The 18,384-nt window shown below is 71.6% G+C and carries 21 protein-coding genes and 1 pseudogene; 13 read left to right on the forward strand and 9 right to left on the reverse strand.

From position 1 onward, the window contains the following. Window positions 1-44: 44 nt before the first annotated feature. A complete protein-coding gene (locus ACVHNB_RS06320) occupies window positions 45-1,643 on the forward strand; it encodes a Na+/H+ antiporter (protein ID WP_456227578.1) in 1,599 nt (532 codons plus the stop codon). Here ACVHNB_RS06320 and ACVHNB_RS06325 read toward each other — a convergent pair. The 3 genes from ACVHNB_RS06325 to ACVHNB_RS06335 form a co-directional block, all read right to left on the reverse strand. Further along, window positions 1,622-2,563 (reverse strand): 1-aminocyclopropane-1-carboxylate deaminase/D-cysteine desulfhydrase, encoded by a 942-nt coding sequence (locus ACVHNB_RS06325; RefSeq protein ID WP_456227579.1) that lies wholly within the window; start codon window positions 2,561-2,563, stop codon window positions 1,622-1,624. The two genes, ACVHNB_RS06320 and ACVHNB_RS06325, sit on opposite strands and share 22 nt — an antisense overlap. 38 nt (window positions 2,564-2,601) lie before the next feature. Continuing rightward, entirely contained in the window at window positions 2,602-3,192 is a 591-nt protein-coding gene (locus tag ACVHNB_RS06330) for an N-acetylmuramoyl-L-alanine amidase (protein ID WP_456227580.1), read from the reverse strand. Between the two features lie 151 nt (window positions 3,193-3,343). Continuing rightward, window positions 3,344-3,577, reverse strand: coding sequence for a hypothetical protein (locus tag ACVHNB_RS06335; RefSeq protein ID WP_428952378.1), 234 nt, complete (start codon window positions 3,575-3,577; stop codon window positions 3,344-3,346). 188 nt (window positions 3,578-3,765) lie between these two features. Here ACVHNB_RS06335 and ACVHNB_RS06340 point away from each other — a divergent pair, with 188 nt between their 5' ends. The 3 genes from ACVHNB_RS06340 (at window position 3,766) to ACVHNB_RS06350 (ending at window position 7,296) form a co-directional block, all read left to right on the forward strand. After that, the gene (locus tag ACVHNB_RS06340; protein ID WP_428952377.1) at window positions 3,766-5,172 is read left to right on the forward strand and encodes a family 2B encapsulin nanocompartment shell protein; all 1,407 of its coding nucleotides are present in this window, start codon (window positions 3,766-3,768) and stop codon (window positions 5,170-5,172) included. A gap of 112 nt (window positions 5,173-5,284) precedes the next feature. Continuing rightward, on the forward strand, window positions 5,285-6,445 hold the full coding sequence (locus ACVHNB_RS06345; protein WP_456227581.1) for a family 2 encapsulin nanocompartment cargo protein polyprenyl transferase: 1,161 nt from the start codon (window positions 5,285-5,287) through the stop codon (window positions 6,443-6,445). Between the two features lie 227 nt (window positions 6,446-6,672). Further along, window positions 6,673-7,296: a GNAT family N-acetyltransferase gene (locus ACVHNB_RS06350; protein ID WP_456227582.1), complete on the forward strand. Its 624-nt coding sequence runs from the start codon at window positions 6,673-6,675 to the stop codon at window positions 7,294-7,296. A 19-nt stretch (window positions 7,297-7,315) separates the two neighbouring features. Here the strand turns inward: ACVHNB_RS06350 and ACVHNB_RS06355 are convergent, their stop codons facing one another. Beyond that, window positions 7,316-7,906: a TetR/AcrR family transcriptional regulator gene (locus ACVHNB_RS06355; RefSeq protein ID WP_456227583.1), complete on the reverse strand. Its 591-nt coding sequence runs from the start codon at window positions 7,904-7,906 to the stop codon at window positions 7,316-7,318. Window positions 7,907-8,073: 167 nt separating this feature from the next. Here ACVHNB_RS06355 and ACVHNB_RS06360 point away from each other — a divergent pair, with 167 nt between their 5' ends. The 6 genes and pseudogenes from ACVHNB_RS06360 to ACVHNB_RS06385 all read left to right on the forward strand — a co-directional run bounded on the left by ACVHNB_RS06360 (window position 8,074) and on the right by ACVHNB_RS06385 (window position 12,289). Then, the gene (locus tag ACVHNB_RS06360) at window positions 8,074-8,661 is read left to right on the forward strand and encodes a dihydrofolate reductase family protein (protein ID WP_428952373.1); all 588 of its coding nucleotides are present in this window, start codon (window positions 8,074-8,076) and stop codon (window positions 8,659-8,661) included. 134 nt (window positions 8,662-8,795) lie between these two features. Then, a complete protein-coding gene (locus ACVHNB_RS06365) occupies window positions 8,796-9,212 on the forward strand; it encodes a YciI family protein (protein WP_456227584.1) in 417 nt (138 codons plus the stop codon). After that, the gene (locus ACVHNB_RS06370) at window positions 9,209-10,447 is read left to right on the forward strand and encodes an RNA polymerase sigma factor (protein WP_428957554.1); all 1,239 of its coding nucleotides are present in this window, start codon (window positions 9,209-9,211) and stop codon (window positions 10,445-10,447) included. The genes ACVHNB_RS06365 and ACVHNB_RS06370 overlap by 4 nt, the downstream gene beginning before the upstream one ends. Before the next feature lie 25 nt (window positions 10,448-10,472). Next, window positions 10,473-10,808 (forward strand): annotated as a pseudogene (locus ACVHNB_RS06375) (DUF952 domain-containing protein); the annotation flags it as partial. An 18-nt stretch (window positions 10,809-10,826) separates the two neighbouring features. Beyond that, on the forward strand, window positions 10,827-11,375 hold the full coding sequence (locus ACVHNB_RS06380; protein ID WP_428957553.1) for a sugar O-acetyltransferase: 549 nt from the start codon (window positions 10,827-10,829) through the stop codon (window positions 11,373-11,375). Continuing rightward, window positions 11,372-12,289, forward strand: a complete 918-nt coding sequence (locus ACVHNB_RS06385; protein WP_456227585.1) for a hypothetical protein — start codon at window positions 11,372-11,374, stop codon at window positions 12,287-12,289. Before ACVHNB_RS06380 ends, ACVHNB_RS06385 begins: the two co-directional genes overlap by 4 nt. Before the next feature lie 22 nt (window positions 12,290-12,311). Here ACVHNB_RS06385 and ACVHNB_RS06390 read toward each other — a convergent pair whose 3' ends face one another. After that, window positions 12,312-13,139, reverse strand: a complete 828-nt coding sequence (locus ACVHNB_RS06390; RefSeq protein ID WP_456227586.1) for a hypothetical protein — start codon at window positions 13,137-13,139, stop codon at window positions 12,312-12,314. Window positions 13,140-13,428: 289 nt separating this feature from the next. Here ACVHNB_RS06390 and ACVHNB_RS06395 point away from each other — a divergent pair, with 289 nt between their 5' ends. Continuing rightward, entirely contained in the window at window positions 13,429-13,944 is a 516-nt protein-coding gene (locus ACVHNB_RS06395; protein ID WP_428952369.1) for a hypothetical protein, read from the forward strand. A 122-nt stretch (window positions 13,945-14,066) separates the two neighbouring features. Here ACVHNB_RS06395 and sodN read toward each other — a convergent pair whose 3' ends face one another. Continuing rightward, complete coding sequence (gene sodN / locus ACVHNB_RS06400; protein ID WP_428952368.1) at window positions 14,067-14,462, reverse strand: superoxide dismutase, Ni; 396 nt, start codon at window positions 14,460-14,462, stop codon at window positions 14,067-14,069. A 167-nt stretch (window positions 14,463-14,629) separates the two neighbouring features. Between sodN and sodX the strand changes: the two genes are divergently transcribed. Beyond that, entirely contained in the window at window positions 14,630-15,073 is a 444-nt protein-coding gene (sodX, locus tag ACVHNB_RS06405) for a nickel-type superoxide dismutase maturation protease (protein WP_428952367.1), read from the forward strand. Here the strand turns inward: sodX and ACVHNB_RS06410 are convergent. Then, complete coding sequence (locus tag ACVHNB_RS06410) at window positions 14,977-15,606, reverse strand: CGNR zinc finger domain-containing protein (RefSeq protein ID WP_428952366.1); 630 nt, start codon at window positions 15,604-15,606, stop codon at window positions 14,977-14,979. The genes sodX and ACVHNB_RS06410 overlap by 97 nt on opposite strands. Window positions 15,607-15,729: 123 nt before the next feature. Here ACVHNB_RS06410 and ACVHNB_RS06415 point away from each other — a divergent pair, with 123 nt between their 5' ends. Next, a complete protein-coding gene (locus tag ACVHNB_RS06415) occupies window positions 15,730-16,500 on the forward strand; it encodes a class I SAM-dependent methyltransferase (protein WP_428952365.1) in 771 nt (256 codons plus the stop codon). A gap of 135 nt (window positions 16,501-16,635) precedes the next feature. On the opposite strand, the gene ACVHNB_RS06420 is transcribed toward ACVHNB_RS06415, so the two are convergent. Both ACVHNB_RS06420 and ACVHNB_RS06425 read right to left on the reverse strand, forming a co-directional pair. Continuing rightward, window positions 16,636-17,388 carry an amino acid ABC transporter ATP-binding protein gene (locus ACVHNB_RS06420; RefSeq protein WP_428957552.1) on the reverse strand — a complete coding sequence of 251 codons (753 nt, stop codon included), beginning with the start codon at window positions 17,386-17,388 and terminating at the stop codon, window positions 16,636-16,638. Between the two features lie 11 nt (window positions 17,389-17,399). After that, a complete protein-coding gene (locus ACVHNB_RS06425; RefSeq protein ID WP_428952364.1) occupies window positions 17,400-18,353 on the reverse strand; it encodes an amino acid ABC transporter permease in 954 nt (317 codons plus the stop codon). Between the last annotated feature and the right edge of the window lie 31 nt (window positions 18,354-18,384).

The raw sequence follows: 18,384 nt of genomic DNA on the forward strand, positions 1-18,384 counted from the left end.
AGGTTACGACGGGCGGCGCGAAGAGGGATGGTGGAAAGCGGGCCATGGACGTATTGCCACTGGTGGGGCTGATCGCGGCGAGTGCCGCGGTGGCGGGGGCGGCACGCAGGACGCCGGTTCCGGCACCGCTCCTTCTTGTCGCGGTCGGGCTGGCGGCCTCCTATGTGCCGTGGATTCCGGAGTACACGCTCGACCCGCACATCGTGCTGCCGCTGATCCTGCCTCCGCTGCTGCACACCGCCGCTCTGGAGAGCTCCTATCTCGACCTACGGGCCAATATCAGGCCGGTCGCCCTGCTGTCGGTGGGCTACGTCCTGTTCGCCACGCTGGCGGTGGGCTGGCTCGCGTACGAGCTGATCCCGGACCTGCCGCTGACCGCGGCGCTCGTCCTGGGCGCGGTGGTCGCGCCGCCGGACGCGGTGGCCGCGACCGCGATCGCCCGCCGGGTGGGGCTGCCGTCGAAGCTCACCACGATCCTTCAGGGCGAGTCGCTCGTGAACGACGCGACCGCGATCACCGCCTACAAGGTGGCGCTCGCCGCCGCTGTGGGGGAGGGGGCCAGCTGGGCGGGCGGTATCCGGGAGTTCCTGGTGGCGGCCGTCGGCGGGGTCGGGGTCGGGCTGCTGCTGATGGTGCCGCTGCACTGGCTGCGCAAGCACCTCACCGAGGCCATCCTGCAGAACACGCTCTCGCTGCTGATCCCCTTCGTCGCGTACGCCGCCGCCGAGCAGGTGGGCGCCTCCGGGGTCCTCGCCGTCGTGACCGTCGCCCTGTATCTCGGGCACCGGTCCTGGCAGGTCGACTTCGAGACGCGGCTCCAGGAGGCCGCGGTGTGGAAGGTCGTCTCGTTCATCCTGGAGTCGGCCGTGTTCGCGCTCATCGGCCTCCAGTTGCGCGTCGTCCTGCAGGACCTCGGTGAGTACAGCGTGGGCCAGGCCCTCTGGTACGCGATCGCGGTGTTCGTCCTGGTGGTCGTGATCCGCTTCGTGTGGTCGTATCCGGCGACGTACCTGCCGTTGTGGCTGTCGTCGCGCATCCGGGAGCGGGAGAGCGACACCGACTGGAAGCGGCCGCTGATCGTGAGCTGGGCGGGGATGCGCGGTGTCGTGTCGCTGGCCATCGCGTTCTCCATCCCGCTCGTCACGGACGAGGGGGAGCCGTTCCCCGCACGCAACCTGGTGCTCTTCCTTACCTTCACCACCGTCATCGGCACCCTCGTCGTGCAGGGGCTCACGCTGCCGCCGCTCATCAAACTGCTGAAGCTCCCGGGCCGGAACGTGCAGGCCGAGACGCTCGCCGAGGCGCAGGCGCAGAACGTCGCCTCCACGGCCGCGGAGGAGCGCGTGGACGCGTTGATGCAGGACCGGCGCAACTGCCTGCCGCAGCCGCTCCAGGACCGTCTGCACACCGTTCTGGAGCGGCGCCGCAACTCCGTGTGGGAGCGGCTCGGCCAGCCCAACCCGGTGACCGGGGAGTCCGCCGACGACACGTACCGCAGGCTCGCGCGGGAGGCGATCGCCGCCGAGCGCGAGGTCTTCGTGCGGATGCGGGACGAGCGGCGGATCGACGACGAGATGATGCGGACCCTGCTGCGCAAGCTGGACCTGGAGGAGGCCGCCGCCTACCGGGAGGTCGACGACTGAGGGTCCTCGAACGGGCTCCCCGTGATGACGGCCGCCAGGGTCGTGCCGGATGCGAACGCGCCCTCCTCTGCGCGCGCGACGAGCGCGTACAGCATTTTGGCGACATAGAGCCGCTCGACCGGAAGGCCGTGGCGCTGCGCGAAATCGTCGGCGAAGGCGGCCAGCTCGGCCGGCACGCGCGCGTAGCCGCCGAAATGGAAGCGGTCCTCCATGCGCCAGGTGCCGCGGGGGCCGCCGAACGCCGCCGCTTGCAGGGCGCGGACGTCGGCCTCCAGGAAGCCGCCCTTGAGGACGGGGACGCCGAGGGCCGACTGGTCGGGCGCGAGCCCCGCGGCCAGACCCGCCAGGGTGCCGCCCGTGCCGCAGGCGAGCGCGATGACGTCGGCGCGGCCGCGCAGTTCCCGGCCGAGGTCCGTACAGCCCCGGACGGCGAGGGAGTTGCTGCCGCCTTCCGGGACCACGTACGCGTCGGCGGCGCCGGTGGAGTCGAGGAGCGCGGCGAGGACGCCGGGATCGCTCTTGTTCCGGTACGTCGATCTGTCGACGAAGTGCAGGCGCATGCCGTCGGCCGCGCAGCGGGCCAGGGACGGGTTGAGCGGGCGGTCGGCGAGCTCCTGGCCGCGGACGATGCCGAGGGTGGGCACGCCCAGGAGGCGGCCGGCGGCGGCCGTGGCCCGCAGATGGTTCGAGTAGGCGCCGCCGAAGGTGACGAGCGCGCGGCCTCGCGCCGCCGTCAGGTTCGGGGCGAGTTTGCGCCACTTGTTGCCGATCAGATCCGGGTGGATCAGGTCGTCCCGCTTGAGCAGCAGGCGCACGCCGCGGCGCGCGAAACGGTCGTCGTCGACCTCGGTGAGCGGCGAGGGCAGCCGGGGGCGCAGATCGGCGGTGGGCGGGCGGGGCACCCGGCCATTGTCGGACATGTGTCCGGGTGCCCGCGCGGCCGACGCGTCGTGGTGCGCTACTTGAGCCGGTCGCGCACACGCCCTCGCATCGACGCCATCGTGAAGCCCTTCGGGTCGACCTTCCCGGGCTGCCACTCCAGGTGCCCGATGACCGAGCGCTCCGTCCAGCCGTGGTGACGGCAGATCGCCGCGGCCGCCTTCTCGATGGCCTCCAGCTGGGCCGCCGGCCACGGGTCCTGCCCGTCGCCGAGGTTCTCGCACTCGAAGCCGTAGAAGTGGCGGTTGCCGTCCGTGTTCGCCTCGTTGTCGTGCGGCAGCGCCTTCTCCGCGATCACGGCCCGCAGCACGTCGTCGTCACCGAGCCCCGCGTGGTTCGCCCGCCCGTAGCCGACCAGATGGACCCGGCCGTCCTTGGTGATGACGCCGTGGCACAGCGGGCCCGGCAGGTCCGCGTGGCCTTTACGGCAGATGTCCACGGTGCGCGCGCTGCCCGAGGTGACGGTGTGATGGATCATCACGCCGTGCATCGGGCCCCAGGCGCCCTTGTGGTTGCGGTTGTGATGCTTCCAGTCGCCGACTTCGGCCACCGTCAGTCCCTCGCGCTTCAAGGCGGCGAGAAAACTGCTCGCGGACATGGGTGGGGCCATGGCCGTCTCCTTCGCGGGGCGCGACGGCCGCCGGTCGCGCACCGTCTCGTACCGCTTGCTTGTACCCGCAACTACCGCGCACGGACTACTCGTTCGTATTCCGTGCGAGCCGTTCCGGACACCGGTGGCCGGAGTGCGCTGCGCCGGGACCTCAGCCGCGCAGGAATCCGTCCCCGTTCGTCGCGATGTGTGCTTCGAGGGCCTGCAGCGCCTGCTGCGTGGCCTGCGGGCTGCCGGTGCCCTTGCGCTCCTCGTAGTACGCCGCGCCCAGCTTCTTGAGCAGGTCGCCGCCGGCCCGCTGTGCCTGTACGTCGTCCAGCTTCTGCTTGCCCTGCGTCAGGCCGCGCTGCGCCTGCTCCTTGGCACGGTCCAGGAAGCCCGCCATGGTCGTCTCCTCTGTCTGCTGTCTGCCGTTTCCCGATCAACGCGCGCCGGGATCTTCGAGTTCCGAAAAACGCGACCAATGCCCCGACTGCCCCAGATCCATTCCCGCTCATTTGTGTAATGGCGCGTGCACGATCCGTGCTGGAAGTCTTGTCCGCGCAGGTCAGTTCATGATCGGGAGGGCAATCCATGTCGGTAGGCGAAGAGATCCGCACGGAGCAGTCGGGGCCGCAGAAGAGCCTCGGGGCGTCCGCCGCGCGGAATCTGGCCACCACCACCAAGTCCGCGCCGCAGATGCAGGAGATCAGCTCCCGCTGGCTGCTGCGGACGCTGCCCTGGGTGAACGTGCAGGGCGGCACGTACCGGGTGAACCGGCGGTTGAGCTACTCGGTCGGTGACGGACGGATCACGTTCGTGAAGACAGGGGATCAGGTCCGGGTCATCCCGGCCGAGCTGGGGGAGCTGCCCGCGCTGCGGGACTTCGAGGACCCGGACGTCCTGGGGGAGCTCGCCCAGCGCTGTACGCAGCGGGAGTTCGCGGCCGGTGAGGTGCTGGCCTCGTTCGGCAGCCAGGCGGACGAGGTGTTTCTGCTCGCGCACGGCCGCGTGGAGAAGATCGGCACGGGGCCGTACGGCGACGACGCGGTGCTCGGCGTCCTCGCCGACGGCGCGTACTTCGGCGACCAGGCGCTGCTCGACCCGGAGACGATCTGGGAGTACACGGCCCGCGCGGTCACCGCGTGCACGGTGCTCACACTGCCGCGCCGCGACCTGGAGCAGATCGCGGAGCGGTCCGAGCCGCTGAGGGCCCATCTCCAGGCGCTGCGCTCGATCCCGGCGCAGCGGGCCAACAAATACGGGGAGAAGGAGATCGACCTCTCCGCGGGGCACGTCGGCGAGGCCGTGCTGCCCGGCACGTTCGTCGACTACGAGTCGGCGCCGCGCGAGTACGAACTGAGCGTCGCGCAGACCGTACTGCGCATCCACACGCGGGTCGCCGACCTCTACAACCAGCCCATGAACCAGACGGAGCACCAGCTCCGGCTCACCGTCGAGGCGTTGAAGGAGCGCCAGGAGCACGAGCTGATCAACAACAGGGAGTTCGGCCTGCTCAACAACTGCGAGTACGACCAGCGGCTGCAGCCGCACGACGGCGCGCCCAGCCCGGACGACATGGACGAGCTGCTCAGCAGGCGGCGCGGTTCCAAGATGTTCCTGGCGCACCCGAAGGCGATCGCCGCGTTCGGCCGGGAGTGCAACAAGCGGGGTCTGGTCCCCGAGAGCATCGACGTGGGCGGGCACCGCATCCCGACCTGGCGCGGTGTGCCGATCTACCCGTGCGCCAAGATCCCGATCTCGGAGGCGCGGACCACGTCCATCATCTGCATGCGTACGGGGGAGGACGAGCAGGGCGTCATCGGCCTGCGGCAGGCCGGCATCCCGGACGAGATCGAGCCGAGCCTGTCGGTGCGGTTCATGGGCATCAGCGAGCAGGCGATCATCTCGTACCTGGTGACCACGTACTACTCGGCGGCGGTCCTGGTGCCGGACGCGCTCGGAGTGCTGGAGAACGTCGAGATCGGCCGGTGGCGGTGACGATCCGCCCCCGGCACGTCGTGTCCCCGCCCGGAAGGGCGGGTACACCGAGGGGGTATGCGCCCAGCAGCAGCGGAACGGCCACCGTCCGTGGCCTCCCCGGGGTGAGCCCATGACACAGACGACCCAGACGACGCAGGCGCGAGCGACAGCTGAGTCCGCCGGGCCGGGCACAGCAGGAGAGGGGGCGTTGCCCGGCCCCGCGGGGGACGACGGCGCGGGCCGGGGCGGGGGAGAGGAGTGCGAGGCGCAGGAGGCGGCGCTGATCCTGGCGCAGACCAGGGCGTCCGTCGACCCCGAGATGCGCCGGGCCGTCGAGGCCCTGCCGGGGTCCATACGCCGCGTCGCCCGGTACCACTTCGGCTGGGAGCACGCGGACGGCACACCCGCGGCGGGGAACGGGGGCAAGGCCGTGCGGCCCGCTCTCGTCCTGGCCGCGGCGCGGGCCCTCGGCGGACGGGCCGAGCGGGTGGTACGGGCGGCGGCCGCCGTGGAGCTGACCCACAACTTCACGTTGCTGCACGACGACGTGATGGACCGGGACGCCACGCGCCGGCACCGGCCGACCGCGTGGACCGTGTTCGGGGACGCCGACGCCATCCTGACGGGCGACGCGCTGCAGGCACAGGCCCTGCGGCTGCTCGCCGAGGACGCGCATCCGGCGGCCCCGGCCGCGGCGGCCCGACTCGCCGCCTGCGTCGTGGAGTTGTGCGCGGGCCAGTCCACGGACGTGGCGCTGGAGGGGCGCGACCCGCGGGCGGTCTCGCTGGCGGAGACCCTGACCATGGCGGAGGCCAAGACCGGGGCGCTGCTCGGCTGCGCGTGCGCGATCGGCGGGCTGTACGCCGGGGCGGGGCAGGAGGAGGCCGCGGCGCTCGACGCGTTCGGGCGGGCGGCGGGGCTCGCCTTCCAGCTCATCGACGACGTGATCGGCATCTGGGGCGACCCGGCCCGCACCGGCAAGCCGGCCGGGGCCGACCTGGCCGTCCGCAAGAAGTCCCTGCCGGTCGTCGCGGCGCTCGCCTCCGGGGGCCCGGCCGCGGAGGAACTGGCCGCGCTGTACGGGCCACCGGGCCCGGGGAAGGAGGGCGAGGCCGAGCTGGAGGCGATCGCGATGGCCGTCGAGCGGGCCGGCGGGCGCGACTGGGCGCAGGCGCGGGCGGCGGACGAGATGGCGCGGGCGCTCGACCAGTTGGCGAGAGCGGTTCCGGTACCGGAGGAGGCGGGCGGGCTGCTGTCACTGGCGGAGTTCGTGACGCGGCGCGGCTATTGAGGGGGAGGTAATTGGGGGGGGCGCGGCCTGGGGTCGCGGTGACTCGTCGCCGCGGCCCCGGGCCGCTGCCGCAGCTCCGGGCCGCCGTGTCCGCCCCAGGGGCCGGGGCTGAAACCCGGGCCGCGATCCCGAGTGCGGGGCCCGTGTCCGGTGCGGGGAGTGATCGCTTAGGCTGCCAACGAGCGTACGAGCCAAGCCGGTTGGTGACGGGCCAGGGGGGATCCAGGGTGGGTGTGGGGATGCGGCGGGCGCAGGAGGCCGACCGGGACTTCGTCGTGGAGCTGCTCGACGAGGCGTTCATGGACGACCCGGTCAGCGGCTGGGTGTTCCCCGGCGAGGAGCACCGGCGGGCCCGGCACGCGGGCCTGATGGGGGTGTTCACCGATGTCACGTTCGCCGAGGGGTTCATCGATCTCGCGGAGGACGGCTCGGCCGTCGCGCTGTGGCTGGACGTCCCGGACGAGCCGCACGGCCCCGAGGGCGGCGAGGGCGCCGACGGTGACGAGGAGGACGTGCCCGCGCAGGTGCGGGCCGCCGTCGACCCCGACAACGAGCGGGTCGAGCAGATAGCCCGGTTGACGGACGCCATCCACCCGGTGGGCCGCGCGCACGTCTACCTGTGGATGATCGGCGTACGGCCGGACCGGCAGGGCGAGGGCCTGGGCACCGCGCTGATGGCGCCGGTCCTGGAGCGCTGCGACCGCGAGGGTCTGCCCGCCTATCTGGAGGCGAGCAACGCCCGCAGCCGAACCCTGTACGAGCGGCTCGGCTTCGTCTTCACCGGCACGGCTCTCGACCTGCCCGACGGCCCGTCGCTGTGGCCCATGTGGCGGGAGCCGCAGGCCGGCTGAGCCCGGACGCGGGGCTTGCTCACGCCTCGGGCACGATCCGCTCCACCAGGCGTTCCACCACGCCCTCCGGCACGCTCACGCCGGGGATCGCGCCGTCCAGCATGCCCGGCATCGTCAGGTGTTCCAGGATGAGCCCGAGCATGCCCAGATAGAGGAGGGTGATCTCCTCGGCGCCGCCGGGCAGTTCCGACTCGGCGTTGAACGCGATGCCGAAGTCGAGATCGCCGCGCAGCGACTTCATCAGGGACGCGCGCAGCTCGGGCCGTCGCCCGGCTTCGAGGCGCATCTCCATCATGGCGAGGAACCCGGTGCGGTCGCCCTGCGCGCGGCCGATCAGGTCGTACATGAACGCCAGGACCAGTTCCCGGTCCCTGGGCCGCTTCAGCAGGTCCTCGACGACCTTCGGGTCCGGGGCGAGCCGCTCGTGCAGCCAGCTGTCGATCTGGTGGAGCAGGTCGTCGCGGTTGGCGAAGTAGTTGGACGACGTGCCGGTCGGGACGCCCGCCGCCGTGTCCACCGCGCGGAAGGTCAGGCCGCGCGCACCCTCGGCCGCGAGCACCTCGACGGCCGCGTCCACGAGGGCGGCTCGGCGCTCCGGATTCCTCACCATGTCTGCCACTCCCATCCCCGGTCCCGGGAAAGCTCTTGCAACCACTACAGGTGAAGCACTATAACTGAAGTGGTTCGGGCGGAGTGTTTCGGGCGGAGTGCGCGGAGAGCCGCCGAGGACCGCTGAGAGTCGCCCACAGTCCTTGTCCTCCACGAAAAGAGACCAGCTTGCGCAAGCTCACGTACTTCGTCGCCGTGTCCGTCGACGGTTTCATCGGGGACGAGTCCGGTGACGGAATGATGTTCGTGCCGTTCGTCGACGAGGAGTTCCTGGGGTTCCTGAAGGAGGAGTACCCGGAGACGATCTCGACCGAGGGCCGCAAGATGCTCGGCTTCGACGGGATCACGAACAAGAAGTTCGACACCGTGCTCCAGGGCCGCGGCAGCTACCAGGTCGGTATCGACGCCGGCTTCCTCAGCCCGTACGGGCATCTGCGCGAGTACGTCGCCACGCGCAGCCTGAAGGAGTCCCCGCACCCGAACGTCGAGCTGATCCGCGACGACGTCGTCGGCACGGTGCGCGCGCTCAAGGCGGAAGAGAGCGAGCTGGGCATCTGGCTGTGCGGCGGCGCCCGGCTGGCGGGGCTGCTCGCGGACGAGATCGACGAGCTCGTGATCAAGACGTACCCGGTGGTCTTCGGCGCCGGCATGCCGATGTTCGCCGGCCGCGCATACGACCTCACCCGGTTCGACCTCGCGGAGAACCGCACGTTCGGGAACGGCGTGATCGTCCGCCGGTACAGCAGGAAGCGGTAGCGCTCCGCTGCCAGACTGGAGACCCGCGGAGAAAAAAGATGCGCGGGCGGTGTCGAGAGCGCTCCGGCCGCTCCGACGTCCCAGGTGAAGCCGCCCGCAGCGAGCGAGCGGCCGCACCGAAGGAGCGCAGGACCATGAAGTACATGCTGATGATCCAGGCCTCGCAGGCGGACTACGAGGCCATGGGCGGCAAGGCGTCACAGGGGGTTCCTGCCTGGGGCGAGAAGGACCTGCAGGCGATGTACGCCTTCATGGAGCAGCTCAACAACGATCTGGCCGAGACCGGCGAGATGATCGACGGGCAGGGTCTGGCCGAGCCGGCACAGACCCGGACCGTCTCCCCCGGCGGCGAAGGACGGCCCGTGATCAGCGACGGGCCGTACGGGGAGACGAAGGAACTCCTGTGCGGCTACTGGGTGCTGGACTGTCCGAACCTGGACCGGGTCACCGAGATCGCCGAGCGGATCCTCCAGTGCCCGGCGCCCGAGGGCTCGCCCGCCTACCCCGTCGTCATCCGGCCCGTCATGGAGGGCGGCGGCGACGTGTGCTGAGGCCCGACGCTCCGGACACCACCGAGGACCTGCTGCGCCGCCACGCGCCGCAGGTCCTCGGTGCGCTCGTGCGCCGGTACGGGCACTTCGACGCGGCCGAGGACGCCGTGCAGGAGGCGCTGCTCGCCGCCGCGCGGCAGTGGCCCGAGCGCGGGATCCCGGACAATCCGCGCGGCTGGCTGATCAAGGTCGCGTCCCGGCGCCTCACCGACGCGCTGCGCAGCGAGACGGCGCGGCGGCTGCGCGAACAGACGCAGGCCCAGCTGCTGCCGCGCGACGCCCACACGGCGCCGCCGCCGGACGCGCCGCGCGCCCCCGCCGAGGACGACACGCTCACCCTGCTCTATCTGTGCTGCCACCCGGACCTCAGTCCCGCGTCCCAGGTGGCGCTCACCCTCCGGGCGGTCGGCGGTCTGACCACCGCGGAGATCGCCCGCGCCTACCTGGTGCCCGAGGCGACGGCGGCGCAGCGGATCAGCCGGGCCAAGCGGCAGCTGCGCGGCGCGGAGTTCCGGCGGCCCGACCGCTGGCGGGAGCGGCTGCCCGCACTCCTCCAGGTGCTGTACCTGATCTTCAACGAGGGCCACACCGCGACCTCGGGCCCCGAAGTGCGCCGCGCCGACCTGGCCGCCGAGGCGATCCGGCTGGCCCGCGCCGTGCATGCCCTGCTGCCCGCCGACAGCGAGGTCACCGGGCTGCTCGCGCTGATGCTGCTCACCGACGCCCGGCGCGCGGCCCGCACCGACGCCGCCGGTGACCTGGTCCGGCTCGACGAGCAGGACCGGACCCTGTGGGACCGGGCCGCGATCGCCGAGGGCGTCGCGCTCGTCGAGCGGGCGCTGCCGCACGGGCCCGTCGGGCCGTATCAACTCCAGGCCGCCATCGCAGCCCTGCACGACGAGGCCGATCGCGCGCAGGACACCGACTGGCCGCAGATCCTCGCCCTCTACGACCTGCTCGTCCGGCTCGCGCCCGCCGGGGAGCCGATGGCCGCGCTCGGCCGGGCCGTCGCCGTCGCCATGGTGCACGGCCCGGCCGCCGGGCTCGCCGAGACCGACCGGCTGACCGACGCGCTCGGCGGACATCACCGGCTCGCCGCGGTCCGCGCGCACCTGCTGGAACGCGCCGGGGACCGCGACGGGGCCCGCACCGCCTACCAGGTCGCGGCCGCCTGCACGCTCAGCGGACCGGAGCAGCGGTATCTGCGGGTGCGCGCGGCCCGGCTCACCCCCTGACACAGCGGACTCATAGATTGGGCGCATGGCGATCGAACTGCTTCACATCACCGAGCGCGCCCTGTGGGAGAGCGCCCGGGCCACGGGCACGTACACGATGTCGACCCGCGGCAAGAGCCTCCAGGAGGTCGGGTTCATCCACTGCTCGTTCCCGCACCAGCTGCGCGGTGTCGCCGAGCTGCTGTACGGGACGGAGCCCGCGCCCGGCGAGCTGGTGGTCCTGGTCATCGACCGGGAGCTGCTCGACGTGCCGGTCCGGGTGGAGCCCGGGGAGCCCGGCGGGGCGGAATTCCCGCACATCTACGGCCCGTTGGCGGTCGCCGCGGTGACCGAGGTGCGTGACTGGCCGCGCCCCGAGAAGCGCAGCCAGAAGGAACGCATGCTCGCCGGTGACCTCTACCTCGCCGACGATCCCGACATCGAGGCCGACGCGCTGCGCGGCGCCGAGCTCGCCGAGCGCTACAACGCGAGCAGCGTCACCGACCTGCCCGCGCGCCGCGCCCTGCTCCACGAACTGATCGGCGAGGTCGGCGAGGACGTCGTGGTGCGCCCGCCGCTGTCCGTCGACCACGGGCGGTACATCAGCATCGGCGCGCGTACGTTCGTCAACTGCGGGGCCGTGATGCTGGACGTGGCGCCGATCCGGATCGGCGAGGACGTGCAGATCGGCCCGAACGTCCAACTCCTCACCCCCACGCATCCGTTGGAACCCGAGCCGCGCCGCGCCAAGTGGGAGGCGGCGAAGCCCATCACCCTCGGCGACAACGTGTGGCTCGGCGGCGGCGTCATCGTCTGCCCCGGCGTCACGATCGGCGCGAACACCGTAGTGGGCGCGGGCTCCGTCGTCACCCGGGACCTGCCGCCGGACGTGGTCGCCGTGGGCAACCCCGCGCGGGTCGTGCGGGGGCTCGGGGAGGCCGGGGCGTGAGACGACGGGGGGTGGCCTGCGTGGTCGCGGGGGCGGCACTGATCGGGTTCACCGGGGGCGACGGCTTCGCCGGCGGTCACGCGAAGACCTGGGCGGACGGGACGCCGGTCGTGTGGACGGACCAGGAGATGCCCGAACTGCCGCTGGAGAGGTACGAGTTCGACGGTACGGACAAGCAGGCGTACGACCGGATGGAGCGCGCGCGGCAGCTGCTCACGCAGCGCTGCATGGTCCGGCACGGCTTCGCCGACTTCCCGCGGGACCCGAAGTACCCGGGCTTCGGCAACCGGTACACCACCGTGATGGTCGCCGTCGGCACGGGACCCGTCGGCTCCTACGACCTGGAGAAGGCGCGGCGCTGGGGCTACGGCTGGGACCCGGGGAAAAAGGTCCGCCCGCGCGAGCCCGAGGGGCGGGAGATGACGACCGAGGAGTCCGCCGTCTACTACGGCGACCGGCGGGGCGAGCAGAGCGGCTGCGCCGGGGAGGCCTCCCGGCGGCTGGAGCGCGGTGTGCGGGACCGCAGGAACACGTGGGTGTACGTCTCCGGACGCGCCACCGCCGTCCGCAAGCAGGCCGGGCGGGACCCGCGCCTGCGCCGCGCCTACCGGGAGTGGGCGGACTGCGTCGTCGACAAGGGCTTCAAGCGGTACCCCGATCCCGTGAAGGCCTTCGGCGACAAGGCCTGGGGACGCGGCCAGGACGGCAACACCAGGCGCACGGAACGGGAGCTGGGCACGGCCGCCGCCGATGTCGAGTGCAAGCGTGCCCACAACACGGGCGGGGTGTGGTGGTCCGTGGTGAACCGCCTCCAGCGAGCCGAACTGACGCTCCACCGAAAGGAGTTCGCGGCGGTGCGCGCGGACCGGGACCGGATGCTCGCGAACGTGCGGGCGGTGCTCGAGACGGCCTGAGTCCGCCCGCGCCGCGCCCCGGCTAGCGAGCGACGGCCCCGCGCACCGACGCGGCCATCGCCCACACGAAGGCGTCCCGCGTCGCGTCGTCCAGCAGGTCGAGCGAGAGGTACGGGTTGAGGTCCTCCAGCTCCACGAGCAGCAGCTCGCCCTCCGGGGTGCGGCAGGCGTCGACGCGCTGGATGCCGTGCGGGAGGGTGTTCCACTCGATGAAACGGCGGGCGAACTCCCGGTCGGCGGCGGTGGGTTCGTACGGGCGCAGCTCCCAGCGCCGCCCCGGGTCCGGCGCGTACAAGGCGTACTGGAGCGTGTCGTCGACGAAGTAGAAGGAGACCTCGTACTGGAAGTCGACGTGCGGCTGCACCAACAGGCCGTCCGCGAAAGGCAGTTCGCCGAGCTCGGCCGGGGTGACGACGCGCAGGCCGATCGAGTCCGCGCCCAGCTTCGGCTTCGCCACGTAACGATCGGCCGCGGGCAGCCGCCGGAGGTCCGCGGCGCGGTCGACCGTCGGGATCACCGGGTACCCGGCGCCGGTCAGGTCCAGCAGGTACTGCTTGCCCGCCATGTCGGCGCGGCCGGTCAGCGGGTTGTAGACGTTCGTGCCCCGCTCCAGCGCCCGCGCGCGGAACGCCTCGTACGCGTCCTGGTAGCCGAGCACCGGCCCGCTGTTGCGGACCACGACCACGTCGAAGCCGTCCATGAGCGCGGCCGCGTCCAGGGGGTGGCACAGGGCGAGGTCGAACGACGGGCGGAGCCGGGACGTGAGGAAGATGTCCTCGTCGCAGTAGCGGCGGCCGCGGGCCTCGTAGGCGAGGTCGGTGACGTAGAGGACGCGCGGGTGGCGGGACATCGGTGACTCCTGGGTCGCGGTGTGGTCCGCCCATTCCACCAGGGGGAGGGGGGGACCGAACCGTGCGGTTCCATGGGGCCACGACCCGCGCCTTCCCGGCCGCGGTCGGCGGGACCCGCGGACCGGTTCGCGGAGCGGGACCTGCCGCTCCGCCGCCGGACTCTTTTCGTGTGACAAGCACACCGCCACGGGGCGGCGAGGGGCGAGATCCGGACATTCTGTGCATAGGTGAACGGGTTCGCGCGGGGTGTACCGCACCCCGTTCCCCGTTCACCGAAGGAAGCGCACCGTGACCTCTCGCTCGCTCACCCGGATCGCCGTCACCGCCGTCTCCCTGTTCGCCGTCGCCCTGCCGGGGGTGGCGCAGGCCGCCGATGCTGCGCCGAAGGGGCCGTGTCACCGGTACCAGGCGACCGTCAACCGGCACCAGGACCGTCTCGACGCGCTGAACGCGCAGATCGTCCCGGTCACGAAGAAGATCGAGCAGCTCGACCACGCGTACGAGGAGGCCAACAGCGCCGCCGAGTACCGCGCGACCGTCTGGGCCGAGGCCCGCGACTGGGTCACGTACCTGGAGGAGGACGAGTCGGGCGAGTTCTCCGCGGCCGACTACCAGCGCGCGGTCCAGGAGCGTGACGAGGCCCGCCAGGCGCTGGACAAGGCCAACGCGGAGGAGCGGAAGGCCTACGCGGCCCTGCGGGCCGTGCAGCAGGACCCGAAGCTGGTCGAGGAGCGCGCCAGGACGAAGAAGCTGCTGACCAGGGCCGAGAACGCGCTCGCCAAGTGCGAGGCGAACGCGGCCTGACGCCCGACCCATGCCGAAGGGGCCCGGCCGAGTTCGTCGGCCGGGCCCCTTCGGTGCGGCCCGGGACCCGCGAGGGTGCACCACCCGCCGGTCGGCCGGGGCCGGTGCCGGAACAGCCCGGATCAGGCCTTCTTGGTCTCCCAGAAGATCTTGTCGATCTGGGCGATGTAGTCCAGAGCCTTCTGGCCCGTGGCCGGGTCCGTCGAGCCCTTGGCGGCCGAGAGGGCCTTCAGGGTGTCGTTGACCAGCTGGTGCAGCTCCGGGTACTTCTCGAAGTGCGGGGGCTTGAAGTAGTCGCTCCACAGCACCGAGACGTGGTGCTTGGCGAGCTCGGCACGCTGCTCCTTGATGACCGTGGCGCGCGCCTGGAAGTGCACGTCGTCGTTGCCGGCCATCTTCTCCTGGACGGCCTTGACCGACTCGGCCTCGATGCGGGCCTGGGCCGGGTCGTACACGCCGCAGGGGAGGTCGCAGTGAGCGCTGGCCTTCACCTTGGGGGCGAACAGGCGGGAAAGCATGTTGCTGTCCTTCCTCGTGATCGTCTTCTCAGGTGGGACATTACTCCGTGCAGAACGGGTTTTCTCGAGTGCCCCCGGGGGCTTAGGACAAAAGTCCAGGGCGAGACTGGGACTGGTGGACGATGGGACCGGCGGATGGAAACCGGGGAGACCGGGGAGGATGTCTGATGCCCGAGGCGATCGAGGAAGCACGCGAGGCGAAAGTGCCGTTCCAGATCATCGAGGTGGTCGGTCCGTCCATGGTGCCGACCCTGTACCACGGTGACTGGATGCTGGTGCACTACGGCGCCCGGGTGCGGCCGGGCGACGTCGTCGTCCTGCGCCACCCCTTCCAGCAGGACCTTCTCGTCGTGAAGCGGATCGCCGAGCGGCGGGACGGCGGCTGGTGGGTGCTCGGGGACAACGCCGGGGCCGGCGGCGACAGCAGCGTGTACGGCGTCGTCCCGGACGACCTGGTGCTCGCCAAGGTCCGCGGCCGGCTGCGGCGGCGCAGGCCGTGGGCCGAGGGCGAGGGTCAGCGGTCCGTGGCGGCCGTGGTGTCCTGGGCGCTGCGCGCCGTGCGCCCGGTGCTGTCCGACCGGTCCGTCTCCAGGCGTTTGCGGGCCCGGTAGGCGGCGACGTTGGCGCGGGTCGCGCAGCGGTCCGAGCAGTAGCGGCGGGAGCGGTTCGTGGAGGTGTCCAGGTACGCGTTGCGGCACGGCGCCGCCTCGCACAGGCCGAGGCGGTCCACCCCGTACTCGGTGAGGTGGAAGGCGAGCCCCATCGCGGCGATGGAGGCGTAGCCGGCCGTCGCGTTGGACGGGTGGTCGGCCAGGTGCATGTGCCACAGCGGGCGCCCGTCGTCGTCCCGGTGGTTGTGACCGGAGATCTGCGGGCTCACCGGGAACTCCAGCAGGAGCGAGTTCAGCAGGTTCACCGCGAGCTCCTCGTCGCCGCTGTCGGCCGCGTCGAACACCGCGCGCAGACGGCCCCGGACGCTCCTGAAGCGGGTCAGATCGGAGTCCGTCGCGCGGCGGGCCGCCTCCTGGCTGGCGCCGAACAGGTCGCGCACCGCCTCCACGGAGGTCAGGTTGTCCTTGCCGCGGCCCGGCTCCTCGGTGTTGACGAGACGCACTGCGTAGTCCGAGTAATAGGCCAGTTCCACTTGTAGTCCTTACCGGGGCGGTCTATCGTCTGGGGCGAGCGAGAGTAATGCTCGCTCTGGCTTTCAGGGTATTACGCACCGTCGCTCGCGGTGCCGACCGTGTCGCTCGTACGGGAGGGCTTCATGACCGAGACCACCGCCGACACCCGGGCTGCCGACTGGCGGGCCTGGCAGGACAGCTGGGACCGGCAGCAGGAGTGGTACATGCCGGACCGCGAGGAGCGGTTCCGGGTGATGCTCGACATGGTCGAGGCGTGCGTGGGCCGGGCGCCCCGCGTGCTCGACCTCGCGTGCGGCACCGGCAGCATCACCGACCGGCTGCTCACCCGCTTCCCGGACGCCACGAGCGTCGGCGTCGACCTCGACCCGGCGCTGCTCGCCATCGCGCGCGGCACCTTCGACGGGGACGAGCGCGTCACCTTCGTGACGGCCGACCTCAAGGACCCGCAGTGGACGCAGGCGCTGCCGCACGACTCGTACGACGCCGTGCTCACCGCCACCGCCCTGCACTGGCTGCACTCCGGCCCTCTCGCGACGCTCTACGGTCAACTCGCCGGCCTCGTCCGCGACGGCGGCGTCTTCATGAACGCGGACCACATGATCGACCAGACGACGCCCCGGATCAACGCCGCGGAGCGTGCGCTTCGCCATGCGCGGATGGACGCGGCGAAGGCGGGCGGGGCGCTCGACTGGGCCGAGTGGTGGGCGCTGGCCGCTCAGGACCCGGTCCTGGCCGGTCCGACGGCCGAGCGGTTCGAGATCTACGGGGAGCATGCCGACGGGGACACGCCGCCGGCGGCGTGGCACGCGGAGGCGCTGCGCGGGGCAGGGTTCGGGGAGGCGCGGGTGGTGTGGGGCTCGCCCTCCGATGCGCTGGTGCTCGCGCTGAAGTGACGGTCGCGGCTGCGGGGTGAGCGTCTCGTCGCGGGCCGCGGCCCGGTGGGGCCGCGACCGCACCGGCCTCCCGCCCAAGAAGGGGCGCCCGGGGTCCACGACCCCGGGCGCCCCTTTCCTGTCGGCGTCGGACGACTACAGCACCTTGGAGAGGAACGACTGCGTCCGCTCGTGCTGAGGGTTCGTCAGAACATCGCGCGGGTGGCCCGATTCGACCACCACGCCCTCGTCCATGAAGACCAGGCTGTCGCCGACCTCGCGCGCGAAGCCCATTTCGTGCGTGACGACGACCATCGTCATGCCGGACTCGGCGAGGTCGCGCATGACGTCGAGGACGTCACCGACCAGCTCCGGGTCGAGCGCCGACGTCGGCTCGTCGAACAGCATCAGCTTCGGGTCCATCGCGAGCGCCCGGGCGATCGCGACGCGCTGCTGCTGGCCGCCGGAGAGCTGGGAGGGATAGTTGCCCGCCTTGTCGGCGAGGCCCACCCGGTCGAGCAGCTCCTGCGCGCGCGTCCTGGCCTGCGCCTTGGCGACGCCCTTGACCTGGACGGGCGCCTCCATGACGTTCTCCAGCGCCGTCAGGTGCGGGAAGAGGTTGAAGCGCTGGAACACCATGCCGATGTCGCGGCGCTTCAGGGCGACCTCCCGGTCGCGGAGCTCGTACAGCTTGTCGCCCTGCTGCCGGTAGCCGACCAGCTCGCCGTCGACGTACAGCCGGCCGGCGTTGACCTTCTCCAGGTGGTTGATGCACCGCAGGAAGGTCGACTTGCCGGAGCCGGAGGGGCCGATGAGGCAGAACACCTCGCCCTGCTTGACCTCCAGGTCGATGCCCTTGAGGACCTGCACGTTGCCGAAGGACTTGTGGACGCCCTCGGCCTTGACCATCGCGTTCGCGGTCATGCTCCCACCCCCGTGCCCGAACGGTTCGAGAAGGAGAGCATGTTGGCCTTCACCTTCTGCCAAGGCGTGTTCGGCAGCTGACGCAGGGTGCCCCGCGCGTAGTACCGCTCGATGTAGTACTGCCCGACGCTCAGGATCGACGTCATGATCAGGTACCAGGCCGCGGCGGTGAAGTACATCTCCACCGGCGAACCGGACTGCTGGCCGATGTCCTGGGCGTACCGGAAGAGTTCGTTGAACTGGACCGCCGCGACGAGCGAGGTGGTCTTCAGCATGTTGATGAACTCGTTGCCGGTCGGCGGCACGATCACCCGCATCGCCTGCGGGATCACGATGCGGCGCAGGGTCTTGGCGTGGCTCATGCCGAGCGCGTGCGACGCCTCGGTCTGGCCCTCGTCGACCGACATCAGGCCGGCGCGGCAGATCTCCGCCATGTACGCCGCCTCGTTGAGGCCCAGGCCGAGCAGGGCCGTGAGCAGCGGCGTCATGAAGGACGACCAGTAGTCCTTGTAGATCGGCCCGAGGTTGATGTACTCGAAGACCAGGCCCAGGTTGAACCAGATGAACAGCTGGACCAGGACCGGCGTGCCGCGGAAGAACCAGATGTAGAACCAGGCGATGGAGCTGGTCACCGGGTTCTTCGACAGGCGCATCACGGCGAGCGTGACACCGCCGACCACGCCGATCAGCATCGACAGGACGGTCAGCAGCAGGGTCTTGCCGACGCCCGTCAGGATGCGGTCGTCGAAGAAGTAGTCGGGGACCGCACCCCAGTTGATCTTGCCCTGGCCGAAGGCGTAGATGATCGAGCCGAGGAGCGCGAGGGCGACGACGGCGGCGAGGTACCGCCCGTAGTGCCGGACCGGAATGGCCCTGATGGCCTCCGGCGCGGCCGCGGGCGGCGGCGTGTCCTCGGGGCCGCCGCCCGTCTTCTCTATGTCAACAGACACGGATCTTGCCTTTCAACGACTTCGATGACGC

The organism is Streptomyces sp. YJ-C3 (genome assembly GCF_053891275.1).

Coding starts and splice junctions, on each gene's coding strand:
- ACVHNB_RS06320 (WP_456227578.1), top strand. CDS start 45: ATGGACGTATTGCCACTGGTGGGGCTGATCGCGGCGAGTGCCGCGGTG.
- ACVHNB_RS06330 (WP_456227580.1), bottom strand. CDS start 3,192: ATGGCCCCACCCATGTCCGCGAGCAGTTTTCTCGCCGCCTTGAAGCGC.
- ACVHNB_RS06365 (WP_456227584.1), top strand. CDS start 8,796: ATGAAGTACATGCTGATGATCCAGGCCTCGCAGGCGGACTACGAGGCC.
- ACVHNB_RS06390 (WP_456227586.1), bottom strand. CDS start 13,139: ATGTCCCGCCACCCGCGCGTCCTCTACGTCACCGACCTCGCCTACGAG.
- sodN (WP_428952368.1), bottom strand. CDS start 14,462: ATGCTTTCCCGCCTGTTCGCCCCCAAGGTGAAGGCCAGCGCTCACTGC.
- ACVHNB_RS06380 (WP_428957553.1), top strand. CDS start 10,827: ATGCTCGCCGGTGACCTCTACCTCGCCGACGATCCCGACATCGAGGCC.
- ACVHNB_RS06345 (WP_456227581.1), top strand. CDS start 5,285: ATGACACAGACGACCCAGACGACGCAGGCGCGAGCGACAGCTGAGTCC.
- ACVHNB_RS06325 (WP_456227579.1), bottom strand. CDS start 2,563: ATGTCCGACAATGGCCGGGTGCCCCGCCCGCCCACCGCCGATCTGCGC.
- ACVHNB_RS06335 (WP_428952378.1), bottom strand. CDS start 3,577: ATGGCGGGCTTCCTGGACCGTGCCAAGGAGCAGGCGCAGCGCGGCCTG.
- ACVHNB_RS06340 (WP_428952377.1), top strand. CDS start 3,766: ATGTCGGTAGGCGAAGAGATCCGCACGGAGCAGTCGGGGCCGCAGAAG.
- ACVHNB_RS06420 (WP_428957552.1), bottom strand. CDS start 17,388: ATGGTCAAGGCCGAGGGCGTCCACAAGTCCTTCGGCAACGTGCAGGTC.
- ACVHNB_RS06415 (WP_428952365.1), top strand. CDS start 15,730: ATGACCGAGACCACCGCCGACACCCGGGCTGCCGACTGGCGGGCCTGG.
- ACVHNB_RS06355 (WP_456227583.1), bottom strand. CDS start 7,906: ATGGTGAGGAATCCGGAGCGCCGAGCCGCCCTCGTGGACGCGGCCGTC.
- sodX (WP_428952367.1), top strand. CDS start 14,630: ATGCCCGAGGCGATCGAGGAAGCACGCGAGGCGAAAGTGCCGTTCCAG.